This window comes from Pseudomonas sp. stari2, from assembly GCF_040760005.1.
In the GTDB taxonomy this organism is placed as follows: Bacteria; Pseudomonadota; Gammaproteobacteria; order Pseudomonadales; family Pseudomonadaceae; genus Aquipseudomonas.
The window spans coordinates 5,585,504-5,610,061 of record NZ_CP099760.1; the positions used below are offsets into that span (position 1 = coordinate 5,585,504).

The 24,558-nt window shown below is 59.6% G+C and carries 27 protein-coding genes; 6 read left to right on the top strand and 21 right to left on the bottom strand.

Translation table 11 applies throughout. From position 1 onward, the window contains the following. Positions 1-57: 57 nt before the first annotated feature. The 6 genes from NH234_RS25600 to NH234_RS25625 are packed head-to-tail and all read right to left on the bottom strand — an operon-like array spanning position 58 to position 5,672. On the bottom strand, positions 58-459 hold the full coding sequence (locus NH234_RS25600; RefSeq protein ID WP_367254678.1) for a type IV pilin protein: 402 nt from the start codon (positions 457-459) through the stop codon (positions 58-60). Between the two features lie 14 nt (positions 460-473). Next, positions 474-3,566 (bottom strand): pilus assembly protein, encoded by a 3,093-nt coding sequence (locus NH234_RS25605; protein ID WP_367254680.1) that lies wholly within the window; start codon positions 3,564-3,566, stop codon positions 474-476. Beyond that, complete coding sequence (locus NH234_RS25610) at positions 3,553-4,032, bottom strand: PilX N-terminal domain-containing pilus assembly protein (RefSeq protein WP_367254682.1); 480 nt, start codon at positions 4,030-4,032, stop codon at positions 3,553-3,555. The genes NH234_RS25605 and NH234_RS25610 overlap by 14 nt, the downstream gene beginning before the upstream one ends. 10 nt (positions 4,033-4,042) lie before the next feature. After that, positions 4,043-4,756: a PilW family protein gene (locus NH234_RS25615; protein ID WP_085732848.1), complete on the bottom strand. Its 714-nt coding sequence runs from the start codon at positions 4,754-4,756 to the stop codon at positions 4,043-4,045. After that, complete coding sequence (gene pilV, locus NH234_RS25620; RefSeq protein WP_085732849.1) at positions 4,753-5,202, bottom strand: type IV pilus modification protein PilV; 450 nt, start codon at positions 5,200-5,202, stop codon at positions 4,753-4,755. Before pilV ends, NH234_RS25615 begins: the two co-directional genes overlap by 4 nt. Continuing rightward, a complete protein-coding gene (locus tag NH234_RS25625) occupies positions 5,199-5,672 on the bottom strand; it encodes a GspH/FimT family pseudopilin (protein WP_085732850.1) in 474 nt (157 codons plus the stop codon). Before NH234_RS25625 ends, pilV begins: the two co-directional genes overlap by 4 nt. Before the next feature lie 130 nt (positions 5,673-5,802). Between NH234_RS25625 and NH234_RS25630 the strand changes: the two genes are divergently transcribed. Then, entirely contained in the window at positions 5,803-6,357 is a 555-nt protein-coding gene (locus tag NH234_RS25630) for a GspH/FimT family protein (protein ID WP_085732851.1), read from the top strand. Here the strand turns inward: NH234_RS25630 and ispH are convergent. The 6 genes from ispH to murJ form a co-directional block, all read right to left on the bottom strand. Next, complete coding sequence (gene ispH, locus NH234_RS25635) at positions 6,329-7,273, bottom strand: 4-hydroxy-3-methylbut-2-enyl diphosphate reductase (protein ID WP_038361699.1); 945 nt, start codon at positions 7,271-7,273, stop codon at positions 6,329-6,331. The two genes, NH234_RS25630 and ispH, sit on opposite strands and share 29 nt — an antisense overlap. Before the next feature lie 72 nt (positions 7,274-7,345). After that, the gene (gene fkpB / locus NH234_RS25640) at positions 7,346-7,783 is read right to left on the bottom strand and encodes an FKBP-type peptidyl-prolyl cis-trans isomerase (protein ID WP_170929641.1); all 438 of its coding nucleotides are present in this window, start codon (positions 7,781-7,783) and stop codon (positions 7,346-7,348) included. Between the two features lie 7 nt (positions 7,784-7,790). Beyond that, a complete protein-coding gene (gene lspA / locus NH234_RS25645; protein ID WP_085732853.1) occupies positions 7,791-8,303 on the bottom strand; it encodes a signal peptidase II in 513 nt (170 codons plus the stop codon). Next, positions 8,296-11,127 (bottom strand): isoleucine--tRNA ligase, encoded by a 2,832-nt coding sequence (gene ileS, locus NH234_RS25650; protein ID WP_085732854.1) that lies wholly within the window; start codon positions 11,125-11,127, stop codon positions 8,296-8,298. Before ileS ends, lspA begins: the two co-directional genes overlap by 8 nt. A 13-nt stretch (positions 11,128-11,140) precedes the next feature. Next, positions 11,141-12,079 (bottom strand): bifunctional riboflavin kinase/FAD synthetase, encoded by a 939-nt coding sequence (gene ribF / locus NH234_RS25655; RefSeq protein WP_367254686.1) that lies wholly within the window; start codon positions 12,077-12,079, stop codon positions 11,141-11,143. Between the two features lie 129 nt (positions 12,080-12,208). After that, positions 12,209-13,747, bottom strand: coding sequence for a murein biosynthesis integral membrane protein MurJ (murJ, locus tag NH234_RS25660; RefSeq protein WP_085732855.1), 1,539 nt, complete (start codon positions 13,745-13,747; stop codon positions 12,209-12,211). 252 nt (positions 13,748-13,999) lie between these two features. On the opposite strand from murJ, the gene rpsT reads away from it, so the two are divergent. Beyond that, positions 14,000-14,272, top strand: coding sequence for a 30S ribosomal protein S20 (gene rpsT / locus NH234_RS25665; protein WP_003228351.1), 273 nt, complete (start codon positions 14,000-14,002; stop codon positions 14,270-14,272). Positions 14,273-14,387: 115 nt separating this feature from the next. Here the strand turns inward: rpsT and NH234_RS25670 are convergent, their stop codons facing one another. From NH234_RS25670 to rplU, 5 genes are all read right to left on the bottom strand, one after another. Continuing rightward, positions 14,388-14,852, bottom strand: coding sequence for a CreA family protein (locus tag NH234_RS25670; protein ID WP_085712193.1), 465 nt, complete (start codon positions 14,850-14,852; stop codon positions 14,388-14,390). 10 nt (positions 14,853-14,862) lie between these two features. Next, positions 14,863-15,981 carry a glutamate 5-kinase gene (gene proB, locus NH234_RS25675; protein WP_085732856.1) on the bottom strand — a complete coding sequence of 373 codons (1,119 nt, stop codon included), beginning with the start codon at positions 15,979-15,981 and terminating at the stop codon, positions 14,863-14,865. A 137-nt stretch (positions 15,982-16,118) separates the two neighbouring features. Next, complete coding sequence (cgtA, locus tag NH234_RS25680) at positions 16,119-17,342, bottom strand: Obg family GTPase CgtA (protein ID WP_367254689.1); 1,224 nt, start codon at positions 17,340-17,342, stop codon at positions 16,119-16,121. Positions 17,343-17,535: 193 nt separating this feature from the next. Beyond that, positions 17,536-17,793 (bottom strand): 50S ribosomal protein L27, encoded by a 258-nt coding sequence (rpmA, locus tag NH234_RS25685; protein WP_003228360.1) that lies wholly within the window; start codon positions 17,791-17,793, stop codon positions 17,536-17,538. Positions 17,794-17,827: 34 nt separating this feature from the next. Further along, positions 17,828-18,139 (bottom strand): 50S ribosomal protein L21, encoded by a 312-nt coding sequence (gene rplU / locus NH234_RS25690; protein WP_003228361.1) that lies wholly within the window; start codon positions 18,137-18,139, stop codon positions 17,828-17,830. A gap of 241 nt (positions 18,140-18,380) precedes the next feature. Between rplU and NH234_RS25695 the strand changes: the two genes are divergently transcribed. From NH234_RS25695 to NH234_RS25705, 3 genes are all read left to right on the top strand, one after another. Continuing rightward, a complete protein-coding gene (locus NH234_RS25695; protein ID WP_007950962.1) occupies positions 18,381-19,349 on the top strand; it encodes a polyprenyl synthetase family protein in 969 nt (322 codons plus the stop codon). Positions 19,350-19,474: 125 nt separating this feature from the next. Next, positions 19,475-19,816: a zinc ribbon domain-containing protein YjdM gene (locus NH234_RS25700; RefSeq protein WP_134828160.1), complete on the top strand. Its 342-nt coding sequence runs from the start codon at positions 19,475-19,477 to the stop codon at positions 19,814-19,816. A gap of 206 nt (positions 19,817-20,022) precedes the next feature. Continuing rightward, positions 20,023-20,280 (top strand): hypothetical protein, encoded by a 258-nt coding sequence (locus NH234_RS25705; RefSeq protein ID WP_039771721.1) that lies wholly within the window; start codon positions 20,023-20,025, stop codon positions 20,278-20,280. A gap of 49 nt (positions 20,281-20,329) precedes the next feature. Here the strand turns inward: NH234_RS25705 and NH234_RS25710 are convergent, their stop codons facing one another. The 3 genes from NH234_RS25710 to NH234_RS25720 all read right to left on the bottom strand — a co-directional run bounded on the left by NH234_RS25710 (position 20,330) and on the right by NH234_RS25720 (position 22,003). Continuing rightward, positions 20,330-20,947 (bottom strand): FKBP-type peptidyl-prolyl cis-trans isomerase, encoded by a 618-nt coding sequence (locus NH234_RS25710; RefSeq protein WP_085689724.1) that lies wholly within the window; start codon positions 20,945-20,947, stop codon positions 20,330-20,332. Between the two features lie 126 nt (positions 20,948-21,073). Then, positions 21,074-21,379 carry a DUF6482 family protein gene (locus NH234_RS25715; RefSeq protein ID WP_085732858.1) on the bottom strand — a complete coding sequence of 102 codons (306 nt, stop codon included), beginning with the start codon at positions 21,377-21,379 and terminating at the stop codon, positions 21,074-21,076. 135 nt (positions 21,380-21,514) lie between these two features. Beyond that, positions 21,515-22,003 carry a TIGR00645 family protein gene (locus tag NH234_RS25720; protein WP_065257512.1) on the bottom strand — a complete coding sequence of 163 codons (489 nt, stop codon included), beginning with the start codon at positions 22,001-22,003 and terminating at the stop codon, positions 21,515-21,517. Between the two features lie 162 nt (positions 22,004-22,165). Between NH234_RS25720 and NH234_RS25725 the strand changes: the two genes are divergently transcribed. Continuing rightward, positions 22,166-23,995 carry a hypothetical protein gene (locus NH234_RS25725; protein ID WP_367254693.1) on the top strand — a complete coding sequence of 610 codons (1,830 nt, stop codon included), beginning with the start codon at positions 22,166-22,168 and terminating at the stop codon, positions 23,993-23,995. A gap of 6 nt (positions 23,996-24,001) precedes the next feature. On the opposite strand, the gene NH234_RS25730 is transcribed toward NH234_RS25725, so the two are convergent. Further along, positions 24,002-24,331, bottom strand: coding sequence for a hypothetical protein (locus NH234_RS25730; protein WP_085732860.1), 330 nt, complete (start codon positions 24,329-24,331; stop codon positions 24,002-24,004). Positions 24,332-24,558: the final 227 nt, after the last annotated feature.

A 24,558-nucleotide genomic window follows, 5' to 3' on the forward strand; every position in this document is an offset into this window, starting at 1 on the left:
GTTTGTTCCAACCGTAAAAAAGACAGCGGGCGCAAAAGGCACCCGAATGAACGCGGCTCAGCGGCCCCAGCAATCCTTGGTGGCAAGCCCGGCAGTCGCGTTGATCATGCTGCGCACACCGGTGTTGGTGAGGGTGAAGTCCCCGCACTTGTCGCCGGCCATGGTCGTGCCGGCCTTGCGGGTCGCGGTCAGCAGGTAAGTCTGGTCAGCGATGGTCGGGGTGATGGTGTAGAAATCATTGCCCGTGCTGAGTCCGGTGACACCGGTGTAAACATTGTTGCGGGTGTAGAAGCGCTCGAGAGTCTGCGCCTGCTCCGACAGCAGCGATACCACTTCGGCGCGGCGGCCCTTTTTCAGGTATTCGGTATAGCTCGGTGCGGCAATGGTGATGATGATCCCGATAATCGCAATCACAATCATGATTTCGATCAGGGTGAATCCTCGGATGGATCTGCGCATGCCTCAACTCTCGCTTACTGTATTTGTCGCCATATGATACGACGGCTGCCGCCGCCGGACTTTTCCACCAGGGTGGTGATACCGCCACTGGAATCGTTCACGATCTTGCGCGTTGCGCCGTTGACGATGGCGTTCAGGGTCGGAATGCCGCCGCTGAACACCACGCCGCTGGAAATCGTGTCATTGGTGTCGACCACGCCGTCGGCGTTGGTGTCGAGCACCGCATAGTTGAGCATCTTACCGCTGAACGCATCGAGTTCGACCAGTTTGCCGGTACCGAAGCTGGAGCACGGGTCGGTGGTATCGACACTGGCCGTGGTGAACACGATGCGCCCCAGCACCAGACTGGCCTGATTGATTACCCGCTCGCCGGTCAATACGTTGTTGTACACCAGCGGCAGATACCAGCCCTTCTCCGCAGGATAAGTGGTGTCGTTCTGAGTCGTGGTAATGAATTGCCCTGAACTGCCCGAGAACACGCCCGTTATGGCCTGGGCCTGCAAACTGCTGACCGTCAGTTGCCCCGTGCCGCCATCGGCATCCCACACCGAATAGAACGCCTGCAGATCCTTGTTGGTCTTGTCGGAGGTTTCGTTGAATTTGCCGGTACCGACGAAAATCTGTTTGCCCCCCAATGAATTATCCGCCAGCAGCGGTTGCGCGGTGATCGGTTGAGTCGCGCCGCCCACCGTCGTGAACAGCGGCTTGCCGGAAAACGCCATGCCCCAGCTGTCGGTCGTGGTCGCGCTCAGGTCGAATTTCCACAGGCGTCCCTTCAAATCCCCGCCGTACGCAGCCTGCACCACGTTCTGCGAATTGACCTTGAGCTTCACCGACGACAGTCCGTTGGTGGTTTCGGTACTGTCGATGACGATTTTCTTGATCAGCGAACCGTCGCGCACATCCAGCACATACAACGCCGCTACCCCCGAGTTGCTGCCGTAGCCATTGGCGATGAAAGCCGCCCAGCGCCCATCGGCCAAGCGTGCCACTTCCGGACGGGCGTAGGCATAACCCAGATCATTGAACGCGTTCGCAGTGTTGGCAGTGGCCGGTGCACTCACTTCCCACAGCGCATTGAGAATGTTCCCCGCCGAGGCGTCGAACAACTGCAATGCATAGAACGTCTTGCCACCGGCCCCGGTGCCGCCGATGGCCAGGGTTTTCCAGGCTGTGCCGAACTGTGCGTCATAGACACCGACCTGCCCGTCCACCAGAAATTTGTGGCTGACGCCGTTGATGTAGTTGGGGTCGGCGATCAATCGCAACGACGGCAGCACGCTCGACGGCATGTAGGCGTAACGCCGGGTGCCGTTGGCCGGGTTAATGACGCTGACGAAACCGTCGTTGCCGTTCACCACCAGGTTGGCATTCATGTTCGCAGCCTTGGTGGTCAGGTAGCTGGTGTAGGTGGTGTCGCCCGACAGGTCGGAGGCGGTCTTGTCGGAGGGCGAGGCCAGCACCAGCGGCGAGTTGATGATGTCGCCCAGCAGCACGCTGCGCACCTTGAGCCCGGTCTTGTTGGTACCTTTGCTCCATTCCACCAGATCGCTGCCACTGATGCCGGTGGGCAGGCTCTGGCTGAGCGAAGTCTGCTGGGTTGCCGAAAAGTTGCCGTAGGCCAGGGTGACTGCCGCGTTGTTCGCGCTATTCCATGATTGGTAGGTCGGCGTTGCAGCGCCGGGAACGATGGCCGTGTCGGTTGTCCATAGCACCGTTGAGGTATTCACCGTCCCGGCCGAGGTAAATCCGAATGATTTGATGGTGCCGCGCCAGTCCCTGGGATCGTAACTGGTCTGAAAATAACTGCTGCCGCTCGCCAGCGTGGTGCCGCTGGTGACACCGCTACCGCCGGAGCCCGCCTTGGAAGTGATGTCACTCAGTGCCGCCGACAATGCTGTGTTGAGGCCGGCGCTGTCGGTGGCCTGGTAATACCTGCCCTGTCCATACGCCGACGCGTCCGACAGCATATCGTTATCGGCGGTGAAGCCGACGGTATAGGTGTTCATGTTCTGCTTGGGGAAATCCACCGCGTTCCAGCTCTTGCCAGCCGCATCGGTGCCGGTCGAACGCATGTCGATGTCGAAGGCAAATTTGGCGATGTCGTCCAGGTACAGCGTATCGCCCTCGTTGTCACCGTTGAGGTTGTTGCCGTCATTGTTGATGCCGTCCCAGTTCGGCAATCGGCTGCCGCCCAGCGGGTCGTTGGTAGGGAACGTGCGGTCGTAGGTCGGCAGGCCGTCGGTAATCACCACCCCGTAGTTTTTCTGGCAGCGGTACTGGATCGGGCTGGTGTAGGTGTTTGGCGTGTTGTTGTAATACGGTGCCATTCCGCGCATGTAGCGGGTGATTTCATAATAGGTTTCCGCCAATGGCGTATTGGCCACGGCGCTCAAGCCGCTGATCGCCGAAATCAGTGCGTTGTAGTTACTGTCGGCCTGGGCTTGAGTCACGCTGCCGCTGACCGGCGCCAGGTCACTGATGGAGCGGGCGATATACCCGCCATTGCCCGGGTTGTTGTTGGTGGCCGGGTTGAATGTCGACAGGCCTATGCGCAGGTTGCGGTTGCTGCTCACCAGCGCCGTGGATACGTTGCGCGCCACGTTGATCCGGTAGTCGTTGGGAATGGCCCCGGTGGTGAAGTCGCGGGTGCCGTTATTGATGGCAAGGCCGACCACGTAGGCGATGTAATCCCCGTAGTAACGGGTGTTTCCGCCGCCTACGGGGTCCGGCAGTTTCAGACACAACGGCGTCAGGCTGTTGTTGTAGAACGCATAGGCACCGCCGGAACAGCCGGAGGTCGGCAGGCTCGACAGAAACACCGGGTCACCGGTGATAGCCGTCGAAGACAGGCACAAACCAAGCACCGCGTTGCACTGTCGGGCCGGCGTTCGGGTCACCGTCGGATCAAACCCGGCGGCGTAAATGATGCTGTTCATGCTTCCCGAATCATCGATCAACAGCATGACATTCGGCGGTACAGCCGCCGCGCTCAACAGTGGCGAGTCAGACGGGGTGAAGGCATACGCCGGCGCCGCCAGATACAGGCCCAATAACAGCCCCATGAGCCCGGCCCACCAACCAGAACGCCGCTCAATACTTCGCATAGACGCTCTCCACCACACTGCGTGAGCTGCCGACGATACCGACGGCCGTGACCCGGTACAGCGTCGCCGAGGTATTGCTCGGTACGTTCACCGCCGTCAGGGTGGTGCCAATGTTCTGCACCCCGTAGAAACCGTTACCGGCGGCAATCCAGGTAACACCCGACGTGGAATTGAGTCCCGCCGCGCTGACCACCGATGACTCTGCCGGCGGTGCGCATTGCGTGGTGCTGGCACACACAGCCAGCGAATAACTGTCCAGTTGCACTGCGCTCTCGCCGATACGCAGCACCGCCTCGGCAGTCTGGAACGACTGGTTGCGCAGGCTCACGCTGCCGGCCATTTTTTCCTGCAGGTTGGCGCTTTGCATCGAGGAGAGACCGATCATGGTCAGCAGCAACAGAAATACCAGGCTGACCAGCAACACCATGCCGCGCTGGCTTCGTCGCTGATGAAGAGAAATATTCATCGACCGGCCCTCACTGCAAGCGGTTGCGCAGCGCGGCAACCACGTTGAAGGTTTGATTGGCGACCCGATTGTTCGGATCGGTGAGGGTCAGACTCAGGCGTACGCTGCGGATGCGCGCAGGATCGCCGGGGTTGCTGCTGTAGGTCGAGGCGGCCACATCGGTCGCGGTGCCGGCCAGGCCAAACAGGACGGTGAACGCACTGACGTTGCTCACCAGCACCTGCTGAGTCGGCGTACCGCTCCCAGTACCCATCAGGATCTGGTTGTTGCTGAAGCTGTAGACCAGACGACGGATCGGAAACGCGACTTGCCCTGTCGCCGGTGCTCGCACGCCCGTATAAGCCGTTGAACTGTTGCGGCAGTCGGACACCACGGTCCAGGTCGGCGTCCCGCCCGCAGCACCGATGTCGGCGGTGACCAATGTCAGTTTGAGATTGGTGTTGTCCCAACTGATCGGCGTGATCTGCGCAGCATTGAAATCGCCGCCGGTGCTGGCGTCGGTAATGGTCCCGAGGCAGCCGAACATCCCGACCATGCGCAATTCCTGAATCATCTTGCTCAACACGAACCGCGCATCTTCCTGCATGGCAGCAGAGGTGTTCTGACTAACGTAAGTGTTCTTCGCCGCAATAAAGGTTTGTACGACGCCCAGCACGATGATCAGCCCCAGCGCCAAAGCGATGAGCATTTCGATCAGGCCGAAACCCTGGTTATGCCGCTTCATGGCGTAGCCACTGGATCGACCGCGACCCGGCTGGTCAGGACAAAGCTGCGCGGGGCGCTCGCGGTGTTGGCGGCCCGTGAGTCGCTCCAGTTGATGGTGATGGTGTACACCCGCTGGTTGAGGGTAATGCTGCCGGTGGCGCTCGGACCGCCGAAATTGACGATGTTGGTGGTGAAGTCGTAGAGGTCCTGATCCCGCGTAACGCTCAGGTTGCCCGAGGTCGGCGGCGTGACGGTGTAGTCGGCGCCAGAGTTGGCGCGGATGCGGTCCATCATGTCGTAGGCGATGAAGCTCGCCTGACTGGTCATGCGCGAACTGTCGGTGTATTTCAGCGCATTGAGCTGAACCGCCGCGGCCCCCAGCAACCCGACCGTCAGAATCAGCAATGCGACCAGAACTTCGATCAGCGACATGCCTTCCTGTGCAACTGTGCTCCCTGCCCTCATCCGCAGCTTCCACCCGATTGAATTCGTCCGTTCAGACACACGTTCAGCGTCCTGCTTTGCGTTCCCAGCGTGTAACTGAACACCACCGCCGTGGACGGTGCTGCCAGGCCACCCAGATTGTTGAAATCCAGTGCGGTCACTCCTGAGGTTAGCGTCAGAGTCGCACCACTGCTCATCGCTGGAACAACCCGCAATACATTGGCCGAAGTGCCAGTACTGTCGTAGACCGACAATTCGCCGGTCCAGACGCCGCCCCCGGCCGTCGGCCGCAACCGGATGGTGGTCCCGCGATCGATGGCTTCCAGTCGCGCATAGTTGAGTGCCCGCTGCAGGTCGCCGACTTCGGTGTCGGCCTTGCTGCCCTGGATCGATCGGGTAAACGCCGGGACAGCCATCGTGATCAGGATCACAACCAATGCGACCGCCACCAGCAGCTCGATCAGCGTGAAACCTTTTGTACGATGATCCATCGATGCCCTCCGTTGCCGTCGGCTATACCTGCCCTGTAAACCTAGAACATTCGGCCGGCTTGCGTCGGTTGATTTGCCCTGCCCGGCGCACGGATCGCATCGGACACCCTGCTTCAAGGAGGAAATGCTCATGCCGCAACAGGGATTCAGCCTGGTCGAACTGCTCATGGGACTGGCGATCGGCGCAATTGTTCTGTCACTGGTCAGTCCGGCGCTCTCCACGCTGGCGGAGTCGAACCACCGGCAACAGGTCGCAGAATCGCTGATCAGCGGAATCCGCAATGCCCGCAGCCAGGCCATCACACGTAATCAGAGCGTAGTGATTCATGGCATCGACGGAGACTGGAGCCAGGGTTGGCGGATCATTCTGGACGTCAGTGGCAAAGGAGCGGAGGACAGCAACAACCCACTGCTGGTCGAGCATGCCAGTGATGGTCGAATCCCGATTGTCGGTAACTGGTTCGTCAGTCGGTACATACGGTTCAGCAGTCTGGGGCAACCGCTGATGCCCGGGCGGGCGTTTCAGGCAGGGAAACTACATATCTGTTCGACCCGCGAACCGGTCAGCCAGCTTCAATTGGTACTGGCGGCGACCGGTCGCGTGCGCCTGGCCAGCGAAAAGGCTGAACAGGCGCTCTGTCGAAAGGATAAAGCGGTCAGATCGAGCGCACGCGCAGCTCTTTAGGCATCGAGAAGGTGATGTTCTCTTCACGCCCGGCCAACTCGTCGGCACCGGTGGCGCCCCAGGCCTGCAATTGCTGGATCACGCCGCGCACCAGCACTTCCGGCGCGGAAGCCCCAGCGGTGATGCCGATACGCTCGACGCCATCGAACCAGCTCTTTTGCAGGTCTTCGGCACCGTCGATCAGGTACGCCGGCGTGGCCATGCGTTCGGCCAGCTCACGCAGGCGGTTGGAGTTGGAGCTGTTCGGGCTGCCGACCACCAGCACCACGTCACACTCATCGGCCAGTTGCTTGACCGCGTCCTGACGGTTCTGCGTGGCGTAGCAGATGTCGTCCTTGCGTGGGCCACCGATGGCAGGAAAACGCGTGCGCAAGGCGTCGATGACCCGGCTGGTGTCGTCCATCGACAGCGTAGTCTGGGTGACGAAGGCCAGTTTTTCAGGGTTGTGCACCTGCAGTTCGGCGACATCTTTCTCGTCTTCGACGAGGTAGATCGCACCGCCATTGCTGGCGTCGTACTGGCCCATGGTGCCTTCGACTTCCGGGTGACCGGCGTGGCCGATCAGGATGCATTCGCGGCCGTCGCGGCTGTATTTGGCGACCTCGATGTGCACCTTGGTCACCAGCGGGCAGGTGGCGTCGAACACTTTCAGGCCACGGCCGGCGGCTTCGGTACGCACGGCTTGCGAGACGCCATGGGCACTGAAGATCACGATGACGTCGTCCGGCACCTGATCCAGCTCTTCGACGAAGATCGCGCCACGACTGCGCAGGTCCTCGACGACAAACTTGTTGTGCACCACTTCATGACGCACATAGATTGGCGGCCCGAAGACTTCCAGGGCGCGGTTGACGATTTCGATCGCCCGGTCCACGCCGGCGCAGAAGCCACGGGGGTTGGCGAGTTTGATTTGCATGCTGTGCCTCGTGTCTTGCGCGCGAAAATTCAGATCAATGCAGGGGCCGGTCCAGCCCCTGCAGAACAGCGTTTACAACGCTTTGACGGAGAAGATTTCCACGTCAAAGGTCAGCGTCTTGCCGGCCAGCGGGTGGTTGAAGTCGACGGTCACTTGCGCGTCATCGAACTCTTTCACCACACCCGGCAGCTCAGTATTTGCCGCATCGTTGAAGATCACCAGCAAACCTGGCGACAGCTCCATGTCCGCAAACTGTGAACGTGGAATGACTTGCACGTTCTGCGGGTTCGGCTGGCCGAATGCGTTTTCCGGTTCAATGATCAGGGTGCGCTTGTCACCCGCCTTGAAGCCGAACAGCGCCGCCTCGAAACCCGGCAGCAGGTTGCCGTCGCCGACCTTGAAGGTCGCCGGGGCCTTGTCGAAAGTGCTGTCGACCGTGTCGCCGTTCTCCAGGCGCAATGCAAAGTGCAAGGTGACTTCCGTGTTCTGGCCGATGCGTTGCTCAGCCAATACCTGTTCAGTCATGAACGGTTTCTCCGGTTTTTTTACTTTTGAACATGTCCAGTGCCAGCATCACCGCGCCAACGGTGATGGCGCTGTCGGCAAAGTTGAACGCCGGGAAGTACCAGCGGTTCTGCCAGTGCACCAGAATGAAGTCGATCACATGGCCGAGGGCAATGCGGTCATACAGATTGCCCAGCGCGCCGCCCAGCACCAGCGCCAGCGCGATGGCCAGCCAGGTTTCATTGCGGCCCAGGCGCTTGAGCCAGACTACCAGCACCGCACTGACCACCACCGCGATCAGGGCGAACAGCCAGCGCTGCCAGCCGGAACTGTCAGCCAGGAAGCTGAATGCCGCACCGGTGTTGTAGGCCAGGGTCCAGCTGAAGTAATCGGGAATGATCACGATCTGCTGGTACATCTCGAGCTTGCCTTCAAAGTAGAACTTGCTGGCCTGGTCGATGACCAGAACCAGCAAGCTCAACCAGAGCCAGCTCAGCCGTCCGAAACGGCCAACGGCATTAGGCATAGTGACGAACCTCGCCGGCGCCATCGATGTTGTCCACGCAACGGCCGCAGATTTCCGGATGCTCCGGGTTCACGCCGACGTCTTCACGGCAGTGCCAGCAACGGGCGCATTTCGGGAAGGCGGATTTGACGATCTTCAGCTTCAGGCCGCTGACTTCGGTGGCCACAGCTTCGGCCGGAGCCTGCACGAACGGCGCAACACTGGCGGTCGAGGTGATCAGTACAAAGCGCAGCTCGTTGCTCAGCTTGGCCAGATCGGCGCTCAGGGCGTCTTCGGCGTACAGCGTCACTTCGGCTTGCAGGTTGCCACCGACGGCCTTGGCCGCGCGCTGGATTTCCATTTCTTTGTTGACCGCCACCTTCACGTCCATGATGCGATCCCAGTACTCGCGACCCAGTTCGAAGCCTTCCGGCAACTCGGTCAGGCCTTCGTACCAGGTGTTGAGCATCACCGATTCGTTGCGCTCGCCCGGCAGGTATTGCCACAGCTCGTCGGCGGTGAAGGCCAGGATCGGCGCGATCCAGCGCACCAGCGCTTCGGAGATGTGGAACAGCGCAGTCTGGCACGAACGACGGGCCTTGCTGTCGGCGCCGGTGGTGTACTGGCGGTCCTTGATGATGTCGAGGTAGAAACCACCCAGCTCCTGCACGCAGAAGTTGTGGATCTTCGAGTAGACGTTCCAGAAACGGTATTCGCCGTAGTGCTCTTGCAGCTCACGTTGCAGCAGCAGGGTGCGATCCACCGCCCAGCGATCCAGTGCCAGCATGTCTTCGGCCGGCAGCAGGTCGGTGGCCGGGTTGAAACCGGTCAGGTTGGAAAGCAGGAAGCGCGCGGTGTTACGGATACGACGATAGGCATCCGCACTGCGTTGCAGGATCTGCTCGGACACGGCCATTTCGCCGGAATAGTCGGTCGAAGCGACCCACAGACGCATGATGTCGGCGCCCAGGGTGTCGTTGACTTTCTGCGGCGCGATCACGTTGCCCAGGGACTTGGACATCTTGCGGCCGGACTCGTCCACGGTGAAACCGTGGGTCAGCAGTTCGCGGTACGGCGCGTGGTTGTCGATGGCGCAACCGGTCAGCAGGGACGAGTGGAACCAGCCACGGTGCTGGTCGGAACCTTCCAGGTACAGGTCGGCGCGCGGGCCGGTCTCGTGGCCCATCGGGTGCGAACCGCGCAGGACGTGCCAGTGCGTGGTGCCCGAGTCGAACCAGACGTCGAGGGTGTCGCTGATCTTGTCGTACTGCGGCGCTTCATCGCCCAGCAGATCGGCGGCGTCGAGCTTGAACCAGGCCTCGATGCCTTCGACTTCGACGCGCTTGGCAACTTCTTCCATCAGCTCGACGGTGCGTGGGTGCAGCTCGCCGCTTTCCTTGTTCAGGAAAAACGGGATCGGCACGCCCCAGTTGCGCTGACGGGAGATGCACCAGTCCGGACGGTTGGCGATCATCGAGTGCAGACGCGCCTGACCCCAGGCCGGAACGAATTTGGTGTCTTCGATGGCTTTGAGCGAGCGCTGGCGCAGGGTGTCGCCGGACACCGGCTCCTTGTCCATGCCGATGAACCACTGGGCGGTGGCGCGGTAGATCAGCGGGGTCTTGTGGCGCCAGCAGTGCATGTAGCTGTGTTCGATGACGGTGGTGTGCAGCAGCGCACCGACTTCGGTCAGTTTGTCGACGATGGCCGGGTTGGCCTTCCAGATGAACTGGCCGCCGAAGAACTCCAGCGATGGCACGTAAACGCCGTTGCTCTGTACCGGGTTGAGGATGTCGTCGTTGACCATGCCGTATTTCTTGCAGGTCACGAAGTCGTCCACACCGTAGGCCGGGGCGGAGTGAACCACGCCGGTGCCGGCGCCCAGTTCCACGTAGTCGGCCAGATACACTGGCGACAGACGGTCGTAGAACGGGTGACGGAAATTGATCAGTTCCAGCGCCGAACCCGGAGCGGTCGCCAATACAGTGCCTTCGACGCCGTAACGGGTCAGGCAGGACTCGACCAGTTCTTCGGCCAGCACCAGCAGTTTGTCGCCGATATCGACCAGCGCGTAGTTGAATTCCGGGTGAACGTTCAGCGCCTGGTTGGCCGGGATGGTCCACGGGGTGGTGGTCCAGATCACGATCGAGGCAGGTTTGCCCAGCGATGCCAGACCGAACGCGGCAGCCAGTTTGGCTTCGTCAGCGATCGGGAACGCGACGTCGATGGTCGAAGACTTCTTGTTCTCGTACTCGACTTCCGCTTCGGCCAGGGCCGAACCGCAGTCGAAGCACCAGTTCACAGGCTTCAGGCCCTTGAACACGAAACCGCCCTTGACGATTTCGGCGAGGGCACGGATTTCACCGGCCTCGTTCTTGAAGTCCATGGTCTTGTACGGGTTGGCGAAGTCGCCCAGCACGCCGAGACGGATGAATTCGGTCTTCTGCCCTTCGATCTGCTCGGTGGCGTAGGCACGGCACAGTTCGCGGGTCTTGTCCGCGCCCAGGTTCTTGCCGTGGGTCACTTCAACCTTGTGCTCGATCGGCAGGCCGTGGCAGTCCCAACCTGGAACATACGGCGCGTCGAAGCCCGACAGGGTCTTCGAGCGGATGATCATGTCCTTGAGAATCTTGTTCAGTGCGTGACCGATGTGGATCGTACCGTTGGCGTACGGAGGGCCGTCGTGCAGGACGAACTTCGGACGATCCTTGCCAATCTCGCGCAACTTTCCGTACAGGCCAATACTGTCCCAGCGCTGCAGGATCTGCGGTTCGCGCTGTGGCAGGCCGGCCTTCATTGGGAAGGCGGTGTCCGGAAGGTTTAGCGTGGCTTTATAGTCGGTCATTTAAGGCTCTTCATTAGCGATGGGCGCTAGGTGCGGCTAGTGCACGGGCGGCGGCGACATCCGCGCTGATCGCCGTTTTCAATGCCTCCAGGGAGGCGAAACGCTGCTCTTCACGCAGCTTCTGGTGGAAAACCACCGTCAAACGCCGGTCATACAGATCGCCGGCAAAATCCAAAAGATGTACTTCAAGGTGGGCCTTGCCATCACCTTGCACCGTGGGCCGCACGCCGATATTGGCGACGCCGGGCCAGGTCTTGCCGTCGATGTCGACGTCGACCAGATAAACACCGGTAAACGGCACGCGACGGCGCTTGAGTTGTATGTTCGCCGTGGGCGTACCCAGCTGGCGGGCCAGTTTCTGGCCATGCAGCACGCGACCGGCTATCCGGTACGGGCGGCCAAGCAAGCGTTCAGCCAGGGCAAAATCGGTGGCGGCCAACGCGTTGCGCACCTGGGTGCTGCTGACACGAATGCCGTCCAGCTCGACGGTTTGCGCGGCTTCCACGGTAAAACCGTGAACCTGCCCGGCCTGCAGCAGAAAATCGAAATCGCCGAGGCGGTCGCAACCGAAGCGGAAATCGTCGCCGACCTCCAGATGCTGCACACCCAGGCCATCCACCAGAATCGTATCGACGAATTCACTGGCGCTGAGTTTGCTCAAGCGCTGGTTGAAGGCCAGGCACAAGACCCGGTCGACACCTTCAGCGGCCAGCAGTTGCAGCTTGTCGCGCAACCGGGCCAGACGCGCAGGCGCGGTCTCCGGAGCAAAGAATTCCCGTGGCTGCGGCTCGAAAATCACCACGCAGCTGGGTACGCCCAACTCGAGCGCACGCTCACGCAGTCGAGCCAGGATGGCCTGGTGACCACGGTGAACACCGTCAAAGTTGCCAATAGTGGCGACGCAGCCCCGATGCTGGGGGCGCAAGTTGTGAAGGCCTCGAACCAGCTGCATAACGCGCTTCTTGCTCATAAAGTGGCCGATTATAACCACACCCGACGGCCGACGACAGGCAACACCGTAACCCAAAGTGAACGAGCCGACAAAACTGCCGGCCCGCGCCCGGCTTTCAAGGGTGAAACCTCAGCTCAACGCCTTGCGATTGAAGTCACGCAGGCGGAAACCGAGCAGCAGCAACATGCCGAAATACGCCACTACGCCGGCGACCACCAACGCGCCCAGACGCAGGAAGCGCTCCAGCATGTGGCCCTGATCCCACGCCGGCATGAAATGCATGCCGATCAATAGCACCGCCGACATCACCGCCACGGCGAGCAACAACTTCAAACTGAACTTCAACCAGCCTGGCTGCGGTTGATACATCTGCTGTTTGCGCAGTTGATAGAACAACAGGCCGGCGTTCAGGCACGCACCGGCACTGATTGCCAGTGCAAGACCGGCATGGGCCAGTGGCCCGATCAACACCAGGTTGAACAACTGCGTGACCACCAGAGTGAAGATTGCGATTTTCACCGGCGTACGGATGTTCTGTTGCGCATAAAAGCCTGGGGCCAACACCTTGATGACGATAATCCCGAGCAGACCGACAGAATAGGCAATCAACGCCCGCTGAGTCATGGCTGCGTCAAAACCGCTGAACTGGCCGTACTGGAACAGCGAAACGGTCAACGGCTCGGCCAGAATCCCCAGCGCCAGCGCACACGGCAGCACCAGCACGAAGCACAGGCGCAGGCCCCAGTCGAGAATCCGCGAGTACTCGTGACGGTCCTTGCTGGCGTAGGTTTTGGCCAATGTCGGCAGCAGAATCGTGCCCAGCGCCACACCCAGCACGCCGGATGGCAGCTCCATCAGACGGTCGGCGTAGTACATCCACGACACCGAGCCGGCCACCAGAAACGAGGCGAAGATGGTGTTGATGATCAGGGAAATCTGGCTGACCGAGACGCCGATGATCGCCGGCAACATCTGCTTCATGACCCGCCAGACGCCGCTGTCGCGCAGATTCAGTCGCGGCAGCACCAGCATGCCGATCTTTTTCAGATGCGGCAGTTGATAGAGCAACTGCGCCAGACCACCGACCAGCACCGCCCAGCCAAGGGCCATGACCGGCGGATCGAAGTACGGCGTCAGGAACAGCGAAAACACGATCATGCTGATGTTGAGCAGAGTCGGCACGAACGCCGGCACCGAGAAACGGTTCCAGGTATTGAGAATCGCACCGGCCAGGGACGACAGGGAGATCAGCAATATATAGGGGAAGGTCACCCGCAGCAGATCGGAGGTCAGCTGGAATTTTTCCGGCGTATCGGTAAAACCGGGAGCCGTGGCCCAGATCACCCAGGGCGCGGCAATCATGCCCAGCGCGGTGACCAGCGCCAGGACCAGGGTCAGAAGCCCCGTCACATAAGCAATGAAGGTACGGGTCGCCTCCTCGCCCTTCTGACTTTTGTATTCAGCAAGAATCGGCACGAATGCCTGTGAAAATGCACCCTCGGCAAAGATTCGCCGCAACAGATTGGGCAGTTTGAAGGCGATGAAGAAGGCGTCGGTCGCCATTCCGGCGCCGAATGTGCGCGCAATGAGCGTGTCGCGGACAAACCCGAGAATCCGGGAAAGCATCGTGATAGAGCTGACGGCGGCCAACGATTTGAGCAGATTCATTGAAGGAATTTGTGCCTGTCGATAAACAGCAGGCGAACAATGCGCCTACTTGTGCGATACTCCGCGCCGCAACAGCACAGAGCCAAAGCTCGCGAGTTTACAGGTCAAGCGCCGGAAATAAATATCCCGCCTCTTTATACCTACCACTTAGCGGAACGTTTCAAGCGCCCTTGACAAGACATCTCTTCATCGGCATGATTCGCGGCCTATTTTGTTTGCTATTTCCTAAAAAGTCTTTCGAGGAGCTCGACGGTGGCCAACTCACCTTCCGCCAAAAAACGTGCAAAACAGGCTGAGAAGCGTCGCAGCCACAACGCCAGCCTGCGTTCCATGGTTCGTACCTACATCAAGAATGTAGTTAAAGCCATCGACGCAAAAGACGCTGAAAAAGCTCAAGCTGCATACGTTCTGGCTGTGCCAGTTATCGACCGCATGGCCGATAAAGGCATCATCCACAAGAACAAGGCTGCTCGTCATAAGAGCCGTCTGAATGGCCACGTCAAGGCACTGAAAGAAGCTGCCTAAGCGACGTAGTCATTAAAAAACCGACCTCAGGGTCGGTTTTTTATTGTCTGCGATTTGCCAAAAACGACGAAAAAAAAGAGGAGCCAACCGACTCCTCTTTTTATTTACGTCCAAATCAATGAACTGGCGCCCACGGCAGAATCGGAATCGCTGTCACCGCATTCTGTGGACTGCCCTCGATCAGGCGATCGCTGTAGACCAGATACACCAGGGTGTTGCGCTTCTTGTCGAGAAAACGCACCACCTGCATGGTCTTGAATACCAGCGAAGTGCGCTCCTTGAACACCTCTTCACCATCCTTCAACTCACCCTTGAAGTTGATCGGACCGACCTGACGGCAGGCAATGGACGCCTCGGCACGATCCTCGGCCAGACCCAAGCCACCCTTCACGCCACCCGTTTTGGCGCGCGACAGATAGCAGGTCACACCCTCGACCTTCGGATCATCAAACGCCTCGACCACGATCCGGTCATTCGGCCCGACAAACTTGAACACCGTCGATACCTGGCCGATTTCCTCGGCCGAGGCCAGCAATGGCAACGCCATCAACAGGCCCAACAATCCTTTTGCCATGCGCATTGCGCTTTCCTCAAACCAGAATCAGGTTGTCACGGTGAACCAGTTCCGGCTCAGCCATGTAACCCAGCAAACCGACAATCGCATCCGACGACTGACCGATGATTTTTTGTGCTTCCAATGCGCTGTAGTTAGCCAGACCACGGGCGATTTCACGACCGTCCGGCGCCACACAAACCACCATTTCGCCGCGACGAAAACTGCCCTGCACCAACTTGACACCAACGGGCAGCAAACTTTTGTTGCCTTGGGACAACGCAGAAACCGCACCATCATCCAGCACCAGCGTGCCACGGGTTTGCAGATGACCGGCCAGCCACTGCTTGCGCGCCGCCAGCATGCCGCGCTCGGGTGACAGCAGCGTACCGATGCGCTCGCCCGCCTTCAGACGATCGAGCACTCGCTCCAGACGCCCACCAACAATAATGGTGTGCGCACCGGAACGCGCCGCCAGGCGCGCCGCACGCAATTTGGTCTGCATGCCGCCACGCCCCAACGCACCGCCAGTACCGCCCGCCACCGCATCCAGGCTCGGGTCATCGGCGCGCGCCTCGTAAATCAGTTGCGCATCAGGATTGTTGCGCGGATCAGCGTCGAACATGCCGTCGCGATCCGTCAGAATCACCAACAGATCAGCCTCGACCAGGTTGGCCACCAGCGCCGCGAGCGTGTCGTTGTCGCCGAAACGGATTTCGTCGGTGACCACAGTGTCGTTCTCGTTGATTACCGGGATGACTTTCAGCTCGACCAGCGCACGCAACGTACTGCGGGCGTTCAGGTAGCGCTTGCGATCAGACAGGTCGTCGTGGGTCAGGAGAATCTGTGCCGTGTGCCGGCCATGCTCGGCAAAGCTCGACTCCCAGGCCTGCACCAAGCCCATCTGACCGATTGCCGCAGCGGCCTGGAGCTCGTGCATCGCACTGGGTCGTGCGGTCCAGCCCAAACGGCTCATGCCGGCTGCCACCGCCCCGGAGGACACCAGCACCAACTCGACGCCAGCCTCATGCAAAGCCACCATCTGCTCGACCCAGACGCCCATCGCCTTGCGATCAAGACCCTTGCCATCCGCTGTCAGCAAAGCGCTGCCGATCTTCACGACCCAACGCTGCGCACCTGTCACCTTGCTCCGCATCATCTTCAACCTTAGCTTGAGGACAGCGCGACCCAGCGCTGCCCGTGACGTTATTCGTGGTTACTCGTGACCAACAATCGATTTCCAGATACCAAAACGCCGCTCGATTGAGCGGCGCTTAAGTTTACTTCAACGAATCAGTCACGCACGTAAATGATTTCCGGACCGTCTTCGTCATCCACATCTTCTTCGTCCCAGTCATCGTCGCCAATGTCATGGACCGACTTCACGCCGCTGCGACGCAGGGCACGCTTGTCATCCAGCGCCTGCAACTGGGCACGAGCTTCGTCTTCGATGCGCTGATCGAGGTCGGCCAGCTCTTCCTTGTAGGCCGGGTCATTGGCCAGGCGATCGGCGCGATCTTCCAGATAACGCATGATGTCGCGCGTCAGGCGCTCAGTGCCTTCTTTGGCGATGGCCGAGATCACGTAGACCGGACCTTCCCACTGCAGACGCTCAACGATTTCCTTGACGCGCTCTTCGTGCTCCTCTTCGAGGATCTGGTCGCACTTGTTCAACACCAGCCAGCGATCACGCTCAGCCAGCGACGGGCTGAACTTGATCAGCTCGTTGACAATCACTTCAGCGGCATCCGGCGCACTGCTTTCATCCAGCGGCGCCATGTCCACGAGATGCAGCAGCAGGCGGGTACGCGCCAGGTGCTTGAGGAAACGGATACCGAGACCAGCGCCGTCGGAAGCACCTTCGATCAGCCCCGGAATGTCGGCAATGACGAAGCTTTTCCAGCGGTCGACACTGACCACACCCAGGTTTGGCACCAGGGTAGTGAACGGGTAATCGGCGACTTTCGGCTTGGCGGCCGAAACGGAACGGATAAAGGTACTTTTACCGGCGTTCGGCAGTCCCAGCAGACCGACGTCAGCCAGAACTTTCATTTCCAGTTTCAGGTCGCGCTGCTCGCCCGGCTTGCCCGGCGTCGTCTGACGCGGCGCACGGTTGGTACTGGATTTGAAACGGGTGTTGCCCAGACCATGCCAACCACCCTGCACCACCATCAGCTTCTGACCGGACTTGGTCAGGTCACCAATGACTTCCTGGGTAGCCGAGTCGATGATCGTGGTACCAACCGGCACGCGCAGGATCAGGTCTTCGCCCTTCTTGCCGGTGCAGTCGGTGCTGCCGCCGTTGGAACCGCGCTCAGCCTCGAAGTGACGGGTGTAACGGTAATCCACCAGGGTGTTGAGGTTTTCGTCGGCCATCATGAAGATGGAACCGCCGTCGCCACCGTCACCACCGTTCGGGCCACCATTTTCAATGAATTTTTCCCGACGGAAACTCATGCAACCATTGCCGCCGTCGCCAGCCTTTACGCGGATCGATACTTCATCAACAAACTTCATAACCAACGCCTCTCGCCGTACGGACGAGCCGAAAAACAATCAAGACATAAGACTCTTGCAAAAATGAGCGCAGCGACCCCAAACCACGACCTGCATCGCACGCTGGCAGCCCATACAAACAGCTTTGCAAGAGACTCACCCCACAAACGAAAAAGCCCCGTCGCAAGACAGGGCTTCTCCAGCACTCTCGCAGTTAGGCTGCGACAACGCTCACGTAACGACGACCGAAGGCGCCTTTTACTTCAAACTTGATCACGCCTTCGATTTTCGCGAAGAGGGTGTGATCTTTACCCATGCCAACGCCGTAGCCAGCGTGGAATTGGGTGCCGCGCTGACGCACGATGATGTTGCCGGCCTTGATGACCTGGCCGCCATACATCTTCACGCCAAGGCGTTTGGCTTCTGAGTCGCGACCGTTACGGGTACTACCACCAGCTTTTTTGTGTGCCATGAGTTCAATTCTCCTAGTGAGGAATTAGGCTGTATTAAGCCTGAATACCGGTGATTTTGATCTCGGTGAACCACTGGCGGTGGCCCATACGCTTCATGTGGTGCTTACGGCGACGGAACTTGATGATGCGGACTTTATCGTGACGACCTTGGGAGATCACTTCAGCCTTGACGGTTGCGCCAGCAACAACAGGTGCGCCGATATTCACGTCGTCGCCATTGGCGACCAACAGAACGCGGTCAAAAGTCACGGATTCGCCAGTAGCGACTTCCAGTTTTTCGATCTTCAGGTATTCACCTTCAGCGACCTTGTATTGCTTACCGCCGGTAACGATTACTGCGTACATGGTATTTCTCCGATAATCCTGCTCACCCAGCTCTTTATAAGAAGAGGTATTGGCTGGCATGGCTGCATGGGGCTGGAACGGCCCAAGTGCAATTGCGTAAGGCAGGTGCTGCCCAGGAAGTTCAGGGTGCGCGATTGTACGCAAGCCTTCGAAGTCATGCAAGGGGCCGTCCATCGCGCCTTGACAGGCCCGGACGTGGGTCCTAGCATGCCGCGCAACCCTTCTGGAGCACCTGTCGCTGATGCAACCCCAAGCTTTCTACCGCGCGGTGGCGGACGATTTTAGCGCCGTCGACGGCATCATCAAGAAGCAGCTGACTTCCCGAGTGCCGCTGGTATCGAAAATCGGCGATTACATCACGTCGGCCGGCGGTAAACGCCTGCGTCCTTTATTGGTGCTGCTGTGTGGCAAGGCCCTGGGTCGCGAAGGCGACGACATGCGTCTGCTGGCCGCCACCATCGAATTCCTGCACACCGCCACCCTGCTGCATGACGACGTGGTCGACATGTCCGGCATGCGCCGTGGCCGTTCGACCGCCAACGCCATGTGGGGCAATGCCCCGAGCGTGCTGGTTGGCGACTTCCTGTACTCGCGCTCGTTCGAAATGATGGTCGAACTGGGCTCGATGCCGGTGATGAAGATCCTGTCCCAGGCCACGCGCATCATCGCCGAAGGCGAAGTGCTGCAGCTGTCCAAGGTTCGCGATGCCAGCACCACCGAAGAAACCTACATGGAAGTCATCCGCGGCAAAACCGCGATGCTCTTCGAAGCCTCGACCCACAGCGCCGCGGCGCTGGCCGGTGCCACCGCCGAGCAGAGCGAAGCCCTGCGCACCTTCGGTGATCACCTGGGCGTGGCGTTCCAATTGGTCGACGACCTGCTCGACTACAAGGGCGACGCCGAAACCCTGGGCAAGAACGTCGGTGACGATCTGGCCGAAGGCAAGCCGACCCTGCCGCTGATCTACACCATGCGCGAAGGCACGCCAGAGCAAGCCGCACTGGTACGCCAGGCGATCCAGAAAGGTGGGATCGAAGACTTGGAAAGCATCCGCATCGCCGTGGAAGCGTCCGGTTCGCTGGAATACACCGCACAACTGGCCCGCGATTACGTGGCCCGTGCGATCAAGTGCCTCGACGCGCTGCCGGCCAGCGAATACCGCGATGCACTGGTTGAACTGAGCGAGTTCGCGGTCGCCCGCACGCACTGATCAACGCCGCGCAATAAAAAAACCGCAGCCTCCGTCGGAGCCTGCGGTTTTTTGTTGCCTGCCATCTGCGGTTAAAACCTTATACAATGTACGACTTTTAACGACCCCCTCTCCAAGGAGCCTTAGTGAGCACGTTGCCACCCTGCCCGAAATGCAATTCCGAATACACCTACGAAGACGGCACCCAACTGGTGTGCCCGGAGTGCGCCCACGAGTGGTCTGCCGGCGGCGAAGCCGAAGTGGCGTCCGATGATGCCGTGAAGAAAGATTCGGTCGGCAACATCCTGCAGGACGGCGACACCATCACCGTGATCAAGGACCTGAAGGTCAAGGGCACCTCGCTGGTGGTCAAGGTCGGCACCAAGGTCAAAAACATCCGTCTGTGCGACGGCGATCACGACATTGACTGCAAGATCGACGGCATCGGCCCGATGAAACTCAAATCCGAGTTCGTCAGAAAAGTCTGATCCTGCTGCCCTCCATCCCGCGCCCGTCGTGGGATGGAGCTTCGCCCTCCCCCGCTATCCCCAGCAAAACCACACAATAGCCAAACGCCAGCCATTTTGACCTTACGCAATCTTTACCCATAAAAAATCACGATCCGCCAATAGGCGCTTGCTATTTGACGAATAAGAATTATTCTCATTGAAACCCTGCAATGGAGATGAGAACCATGACTTATTTGATCGACGCCTGGCTGGATCGCCCGCACCCGTACCTGAGGATCCTGCATCGGGAAACCGGTGAAGTCTGCGCGGTGCTGGAAGAAGAAGCTCTGCACGAGTTGCAGGATCAAGGGGATCTGGACGTCAGCGGTCTGAGTTCCAGCGAACCGTTGGTGCTCAAGGAGCTGGTGCGCAATCTGTTCCTGTTCTGCTATGCCCGGGCGTTGCGCCCGACCAGTGAGCTGCATCACAAGATCGAAGTATGAGAACGGCGGAGAAACCCTGCACAAGCCAGGCTTGTGCAGGGTAACGGGATTACAGAACGTCGAGCAGCTCGACGTCGAACACCAGAACGCTGTGCGGCGGAATGCTGCCAACGCCTTGAGCGCCGTAAGCCAGCTCGCTCGGCACGTACAGACGCCATTTGCTGCCGGCATTCATCAGTTGCAGGGCTTCGGTCCAGCCAGCGATCACGCCGCCAACCGGGAATTCTGCAGGCTGGCCACGCTCGTAGGAGCTGTCGAACACAGTGCCGTCGATCAGCGTGCCGTGGTAGTGAGTACGCACGGTGTCTTCACGGGATGGCTTGGCGCCTTCACCCTGAGTCAGCACTTCGAATTGCAGACCGGAAGCCAGCGTGGTGATGCCGTCTTTCTTGGCGTTTTCAGCCAGGAACGCACGACCTTCGCCAGCGGCGGCTTCAGCCTTGGCAGCAGCTTCGGCTTGCATGATCTCGCGGATCACCTTGAAGCTGGCGGACAGCTCTTCCTGACCCACACGGCTTGGCTTGCCGGCGAATGCGTCGGTCAGACCGGCCAGGATGGCGTCCAGGCTGACACCCGGTGGCGGGTTGTCGCGCAGCTGGTCACCCAGCTGACGGCCGATGCCGTAGCTGACGCGGGTTTCGTCGGTGGACAGATTTACTTCGGACATGACACTGCTCCGCTGTGCGGACGGCCTCAGGACCTGCCGTGCGTACACAGCGCGTCCAGGCGCGCCCGGAACCAAAAGGGCGAGCAGACTAGCACAGATGTTCCGCCATTGATCAGGCCCTCGGGCCTACAGTGCCGAACGCCAGGCCAGCGGCACTTTCAGGCTTTCTTCACCGCTGGCGCCAAGACCGCACATTTCATCGTGCACCGAGGTGTGGACCAGGTTGAACGGCAGCACCGGAAAGTTGTGCAGCACATCCCGGGCATGCTCCACCGAACGCAGCATCAGCATCTTGCCCTGGGGATCGCTCAACGGGTACGCCGCGCCGTGCATCCGCGCCTCGAGCAAGTAGATTCCACCCTCCATGGAGATCAGGTTCAGCTCATCGACCTTCCTGGCGATGGCAAACGCATTCAACTCTTGCAGGTTCATGAACGCACCTCACGCTGTTGCGAGCCGGGACGCTTACAGGGATATGCCTCGGCGCTACAAAGCACAAGCCACAAACGACACCGCCCGTCTGTTTCGCAACAGACGGGCGGTTTTGTTACAGCTTTCGACAACTCATCAGTGCTTGGTGAGCTTGTCCAGGTAACCCATGGCAAACGCCGAGACCACAAAGGTCATGTGGATGATCACGTACCACATCAGATGCTGGGGATCGACGTTCTTGGCGTCCATGAAGATCCGCAGCAGGTGGATCGAGGAAATTGCCACGATCGATGCCGCCACTTTCATTTTCAGCGACGAGGAGTCCATGGTGCCCAGCCAGCTGAGTTTCTCTTTGCCTTCGTCGATGTTCAGTTCGGAGACGAAGTTCTCGTAGCCGGAAATCATCACCATCACCAGCAAACCGCCGACCAGCGCCATGTCGATCAGCGACAGCAGCACCAGAATCAGTTCGGACTCGGCCATGGAGAACACGTTGGGAATGACATGAAACACTTCCTGGAAGAATTTCAATGCCAGCGCCAGCAGTCCGAGGGACAGCCCGATGTAGATCGGCGCCAGCAGCCAGCGCGTGGCGTACATTGCATTTTCGATAAAGCGTTCCATTGACTCTCACACAAGGGGGGTTGTAATCGGCGGCGAGTATACCAGCCCCCCATGACAGCCAGAAACCGCCCGGAAATCCGTCACCTGCGTGTGTGTATCAAAGTTTTTCTGCTAGTGTCCAAACCATTGACAGCCCAGCGACAGTGGACAGGACGACTGGAAATGGATGTGCGATTGCCGTTAACGACTGCCGGAATTTGCCTCGCCTTGATGATCGGCGGCTGCTCGCCCGCTGATGAAAAACACCCGCTCAGCCTTGAAGAGAAGACTGCACAGTTCGAACAGTCGCTGGACGCCATCACCGACCCGAAACTCAAGGATGCCGTGACCGAACTCGGCGGCTCGTTACTGCTGCTGGAGCGAGCGCAGCAACGACTCGACAACAAACCGGCCAGAACCGAATACGGCGAAGACGCGCTCGGCGTGCTCAAGCATTACCCAACGCCCCAGGCGCTGGTCGACACCTTCATCAACGGTCTGTTCGTTCTGCACAAGGACGCCAGCTCCGATTACCTCACCGACCTGCAACCGGTGTTTCCCTTCAACCTCAATATTCCCGGCGGATTCCTGTTCCCCCATGGCGTGGAATGGCAATCGGTGACCTTGAGCAACAAACGGGTGATCACCTACCAGCCGGAATGGTCGGAAACCGATCCGGGCATTCAGTTGAGCCCGTCCAGTTCCAACGTCACCAACCCCGATGACCTGACCGTGACCTACCCGTTCATCGAGGGTCTGGACGTCGACAAGAAAACCCGGCCGCGTCCGGTGAGCCTGCAAGGTCAGGTGGAAGTCATCGCCCCGAAACGCCTGCACAGTTTCGACCTGGGCAAAAAAGACGTCGGCCAGACCCGGACCGACGCCAACCTCAGCGTGACCCTGCTGAATCTGGAAAAGAACTACGCCGAAGTCGAATTCAGCAACAGCCTGCCGCTTGCTCTGGAAGTCGCCAACACGCCGCTCAATCCGCTGATCGTCCAGGCCCGCGACACGACCGGGCAATATCTGGTGCGTGCCGGCGCCATCAACGAAAGCCCGGAACAGGTCGGTTTTTACCAGAAGCAACTGGCGCACCTGCAACAGCAAAAGGCCTGGAGCGAGGATCTCGAGAAGCAGCTGAACGACGACCAGCGCACCTTCGAACAACAGCATCCGCGCCGCTACAACAAGGTTTACTTCAACGGCCCGATCGACACCCTCGAAGTCAGCGTGCTGGACTTTTCCGAAGCGACCGTCACCCGCAAGCCACTGGATCTGCCGATTCGCGAGTTCGATTCGCACACCACGGCAAAAACCATTCAGCCGCTGGATCTGGCGATCACCGTCTACGACGACCAGGCGCCTAACTGGCTGAAAGGTGCGGCACTGACCGAGGACGAGCTGAAAAAAAGCATCCATATCCGCCAGTCAGTGGAGGAGCCCAGCGCCGCGCGCATCGAGTTCGATCACCGTAAAACCTTCAATGACGAATTGATCGGCGACGACCTGGCTCCCGGCGAAAGCCCGGTGACGTTCTTCACCGAAAAACACAACGGCAAACTCGATGAGCCGATCGAACTGCCGGCCGAGGCATATCAGGTGGATCCGCTGCAAGCGACCATCACCTATGACTTGAACCTGTTCCCGGAAACCCCGGCGATTGCCGTCGGTTCGATGCCGCTGTTCCTGGCCACGGTGGCCAAGCAGTCGTTTGAGACCAAGGCGTTGCCCAAGGGTCTGGAAGTCAGGAACAACGCACTGGTGGTGGACCTCAAACTGTTCCCGGCCAACGAATGGCGATTCTTCGTCAAGGACGACAGTGGCAACTACCTGAAGCAGATCCTTTCGGTCAGCCACGACGCGAGCGCAGAAGGCCCGGCGCTGTTCGGCGTGCACTATTTCTACGGTCGCCCGACGCACGTGGAAACCTATCAGCGAACCGACCTCGCCACCGTGCAATACGGCTTTGAGGTCAAACTCGACAAGGCCCACACACAAGGTGCTGCGCCATGATCGGCGCTAGTGGTCAAAAACGCCGATGCTGCGCCCACGCCCACCGTTGATCTGCCGTAACTGGGCTTGCAGGTGCAGGGACCAGATCTGCGGATCATTGGCCAGTTCGTAGCCATGCATCGTCAGGCTTTCGACGATGGTATCGAGGATCGATTCGGCGGCGATCGGCCCGTGAAATGGGCCTTGGGCCTTGATGGCGGAAGGTTGCTCACCGGCCATGCCGGCGGCGAAGAGCAAAGTCCACATGCCGTTATCGCCGGCCAACGGCTTGATGGCGCATTCGATACGGGTCACAAGACCCAGGCACTGACGGGTGAGACAGAGGTTGCGCGACATGGCGGCGACCCTCGGTAAAGCCGGTGTTCAGCCCTTGCTGAAGGGCTGTTTCGATCCCGTGATACTGTCGATGTCCTTGAGCAGAGAATAGAAGAAAAGTCCGCCGCGCAAGCCGCACAGAACCAGAAGGCGCCGAATGGTCATTGTGTGAATATTGACGTCAGAGTGCTGGCACTTTTGCCGACGTTCGCGACAAAACAAAATGGGAGCACAAGGCTCCCATTTTT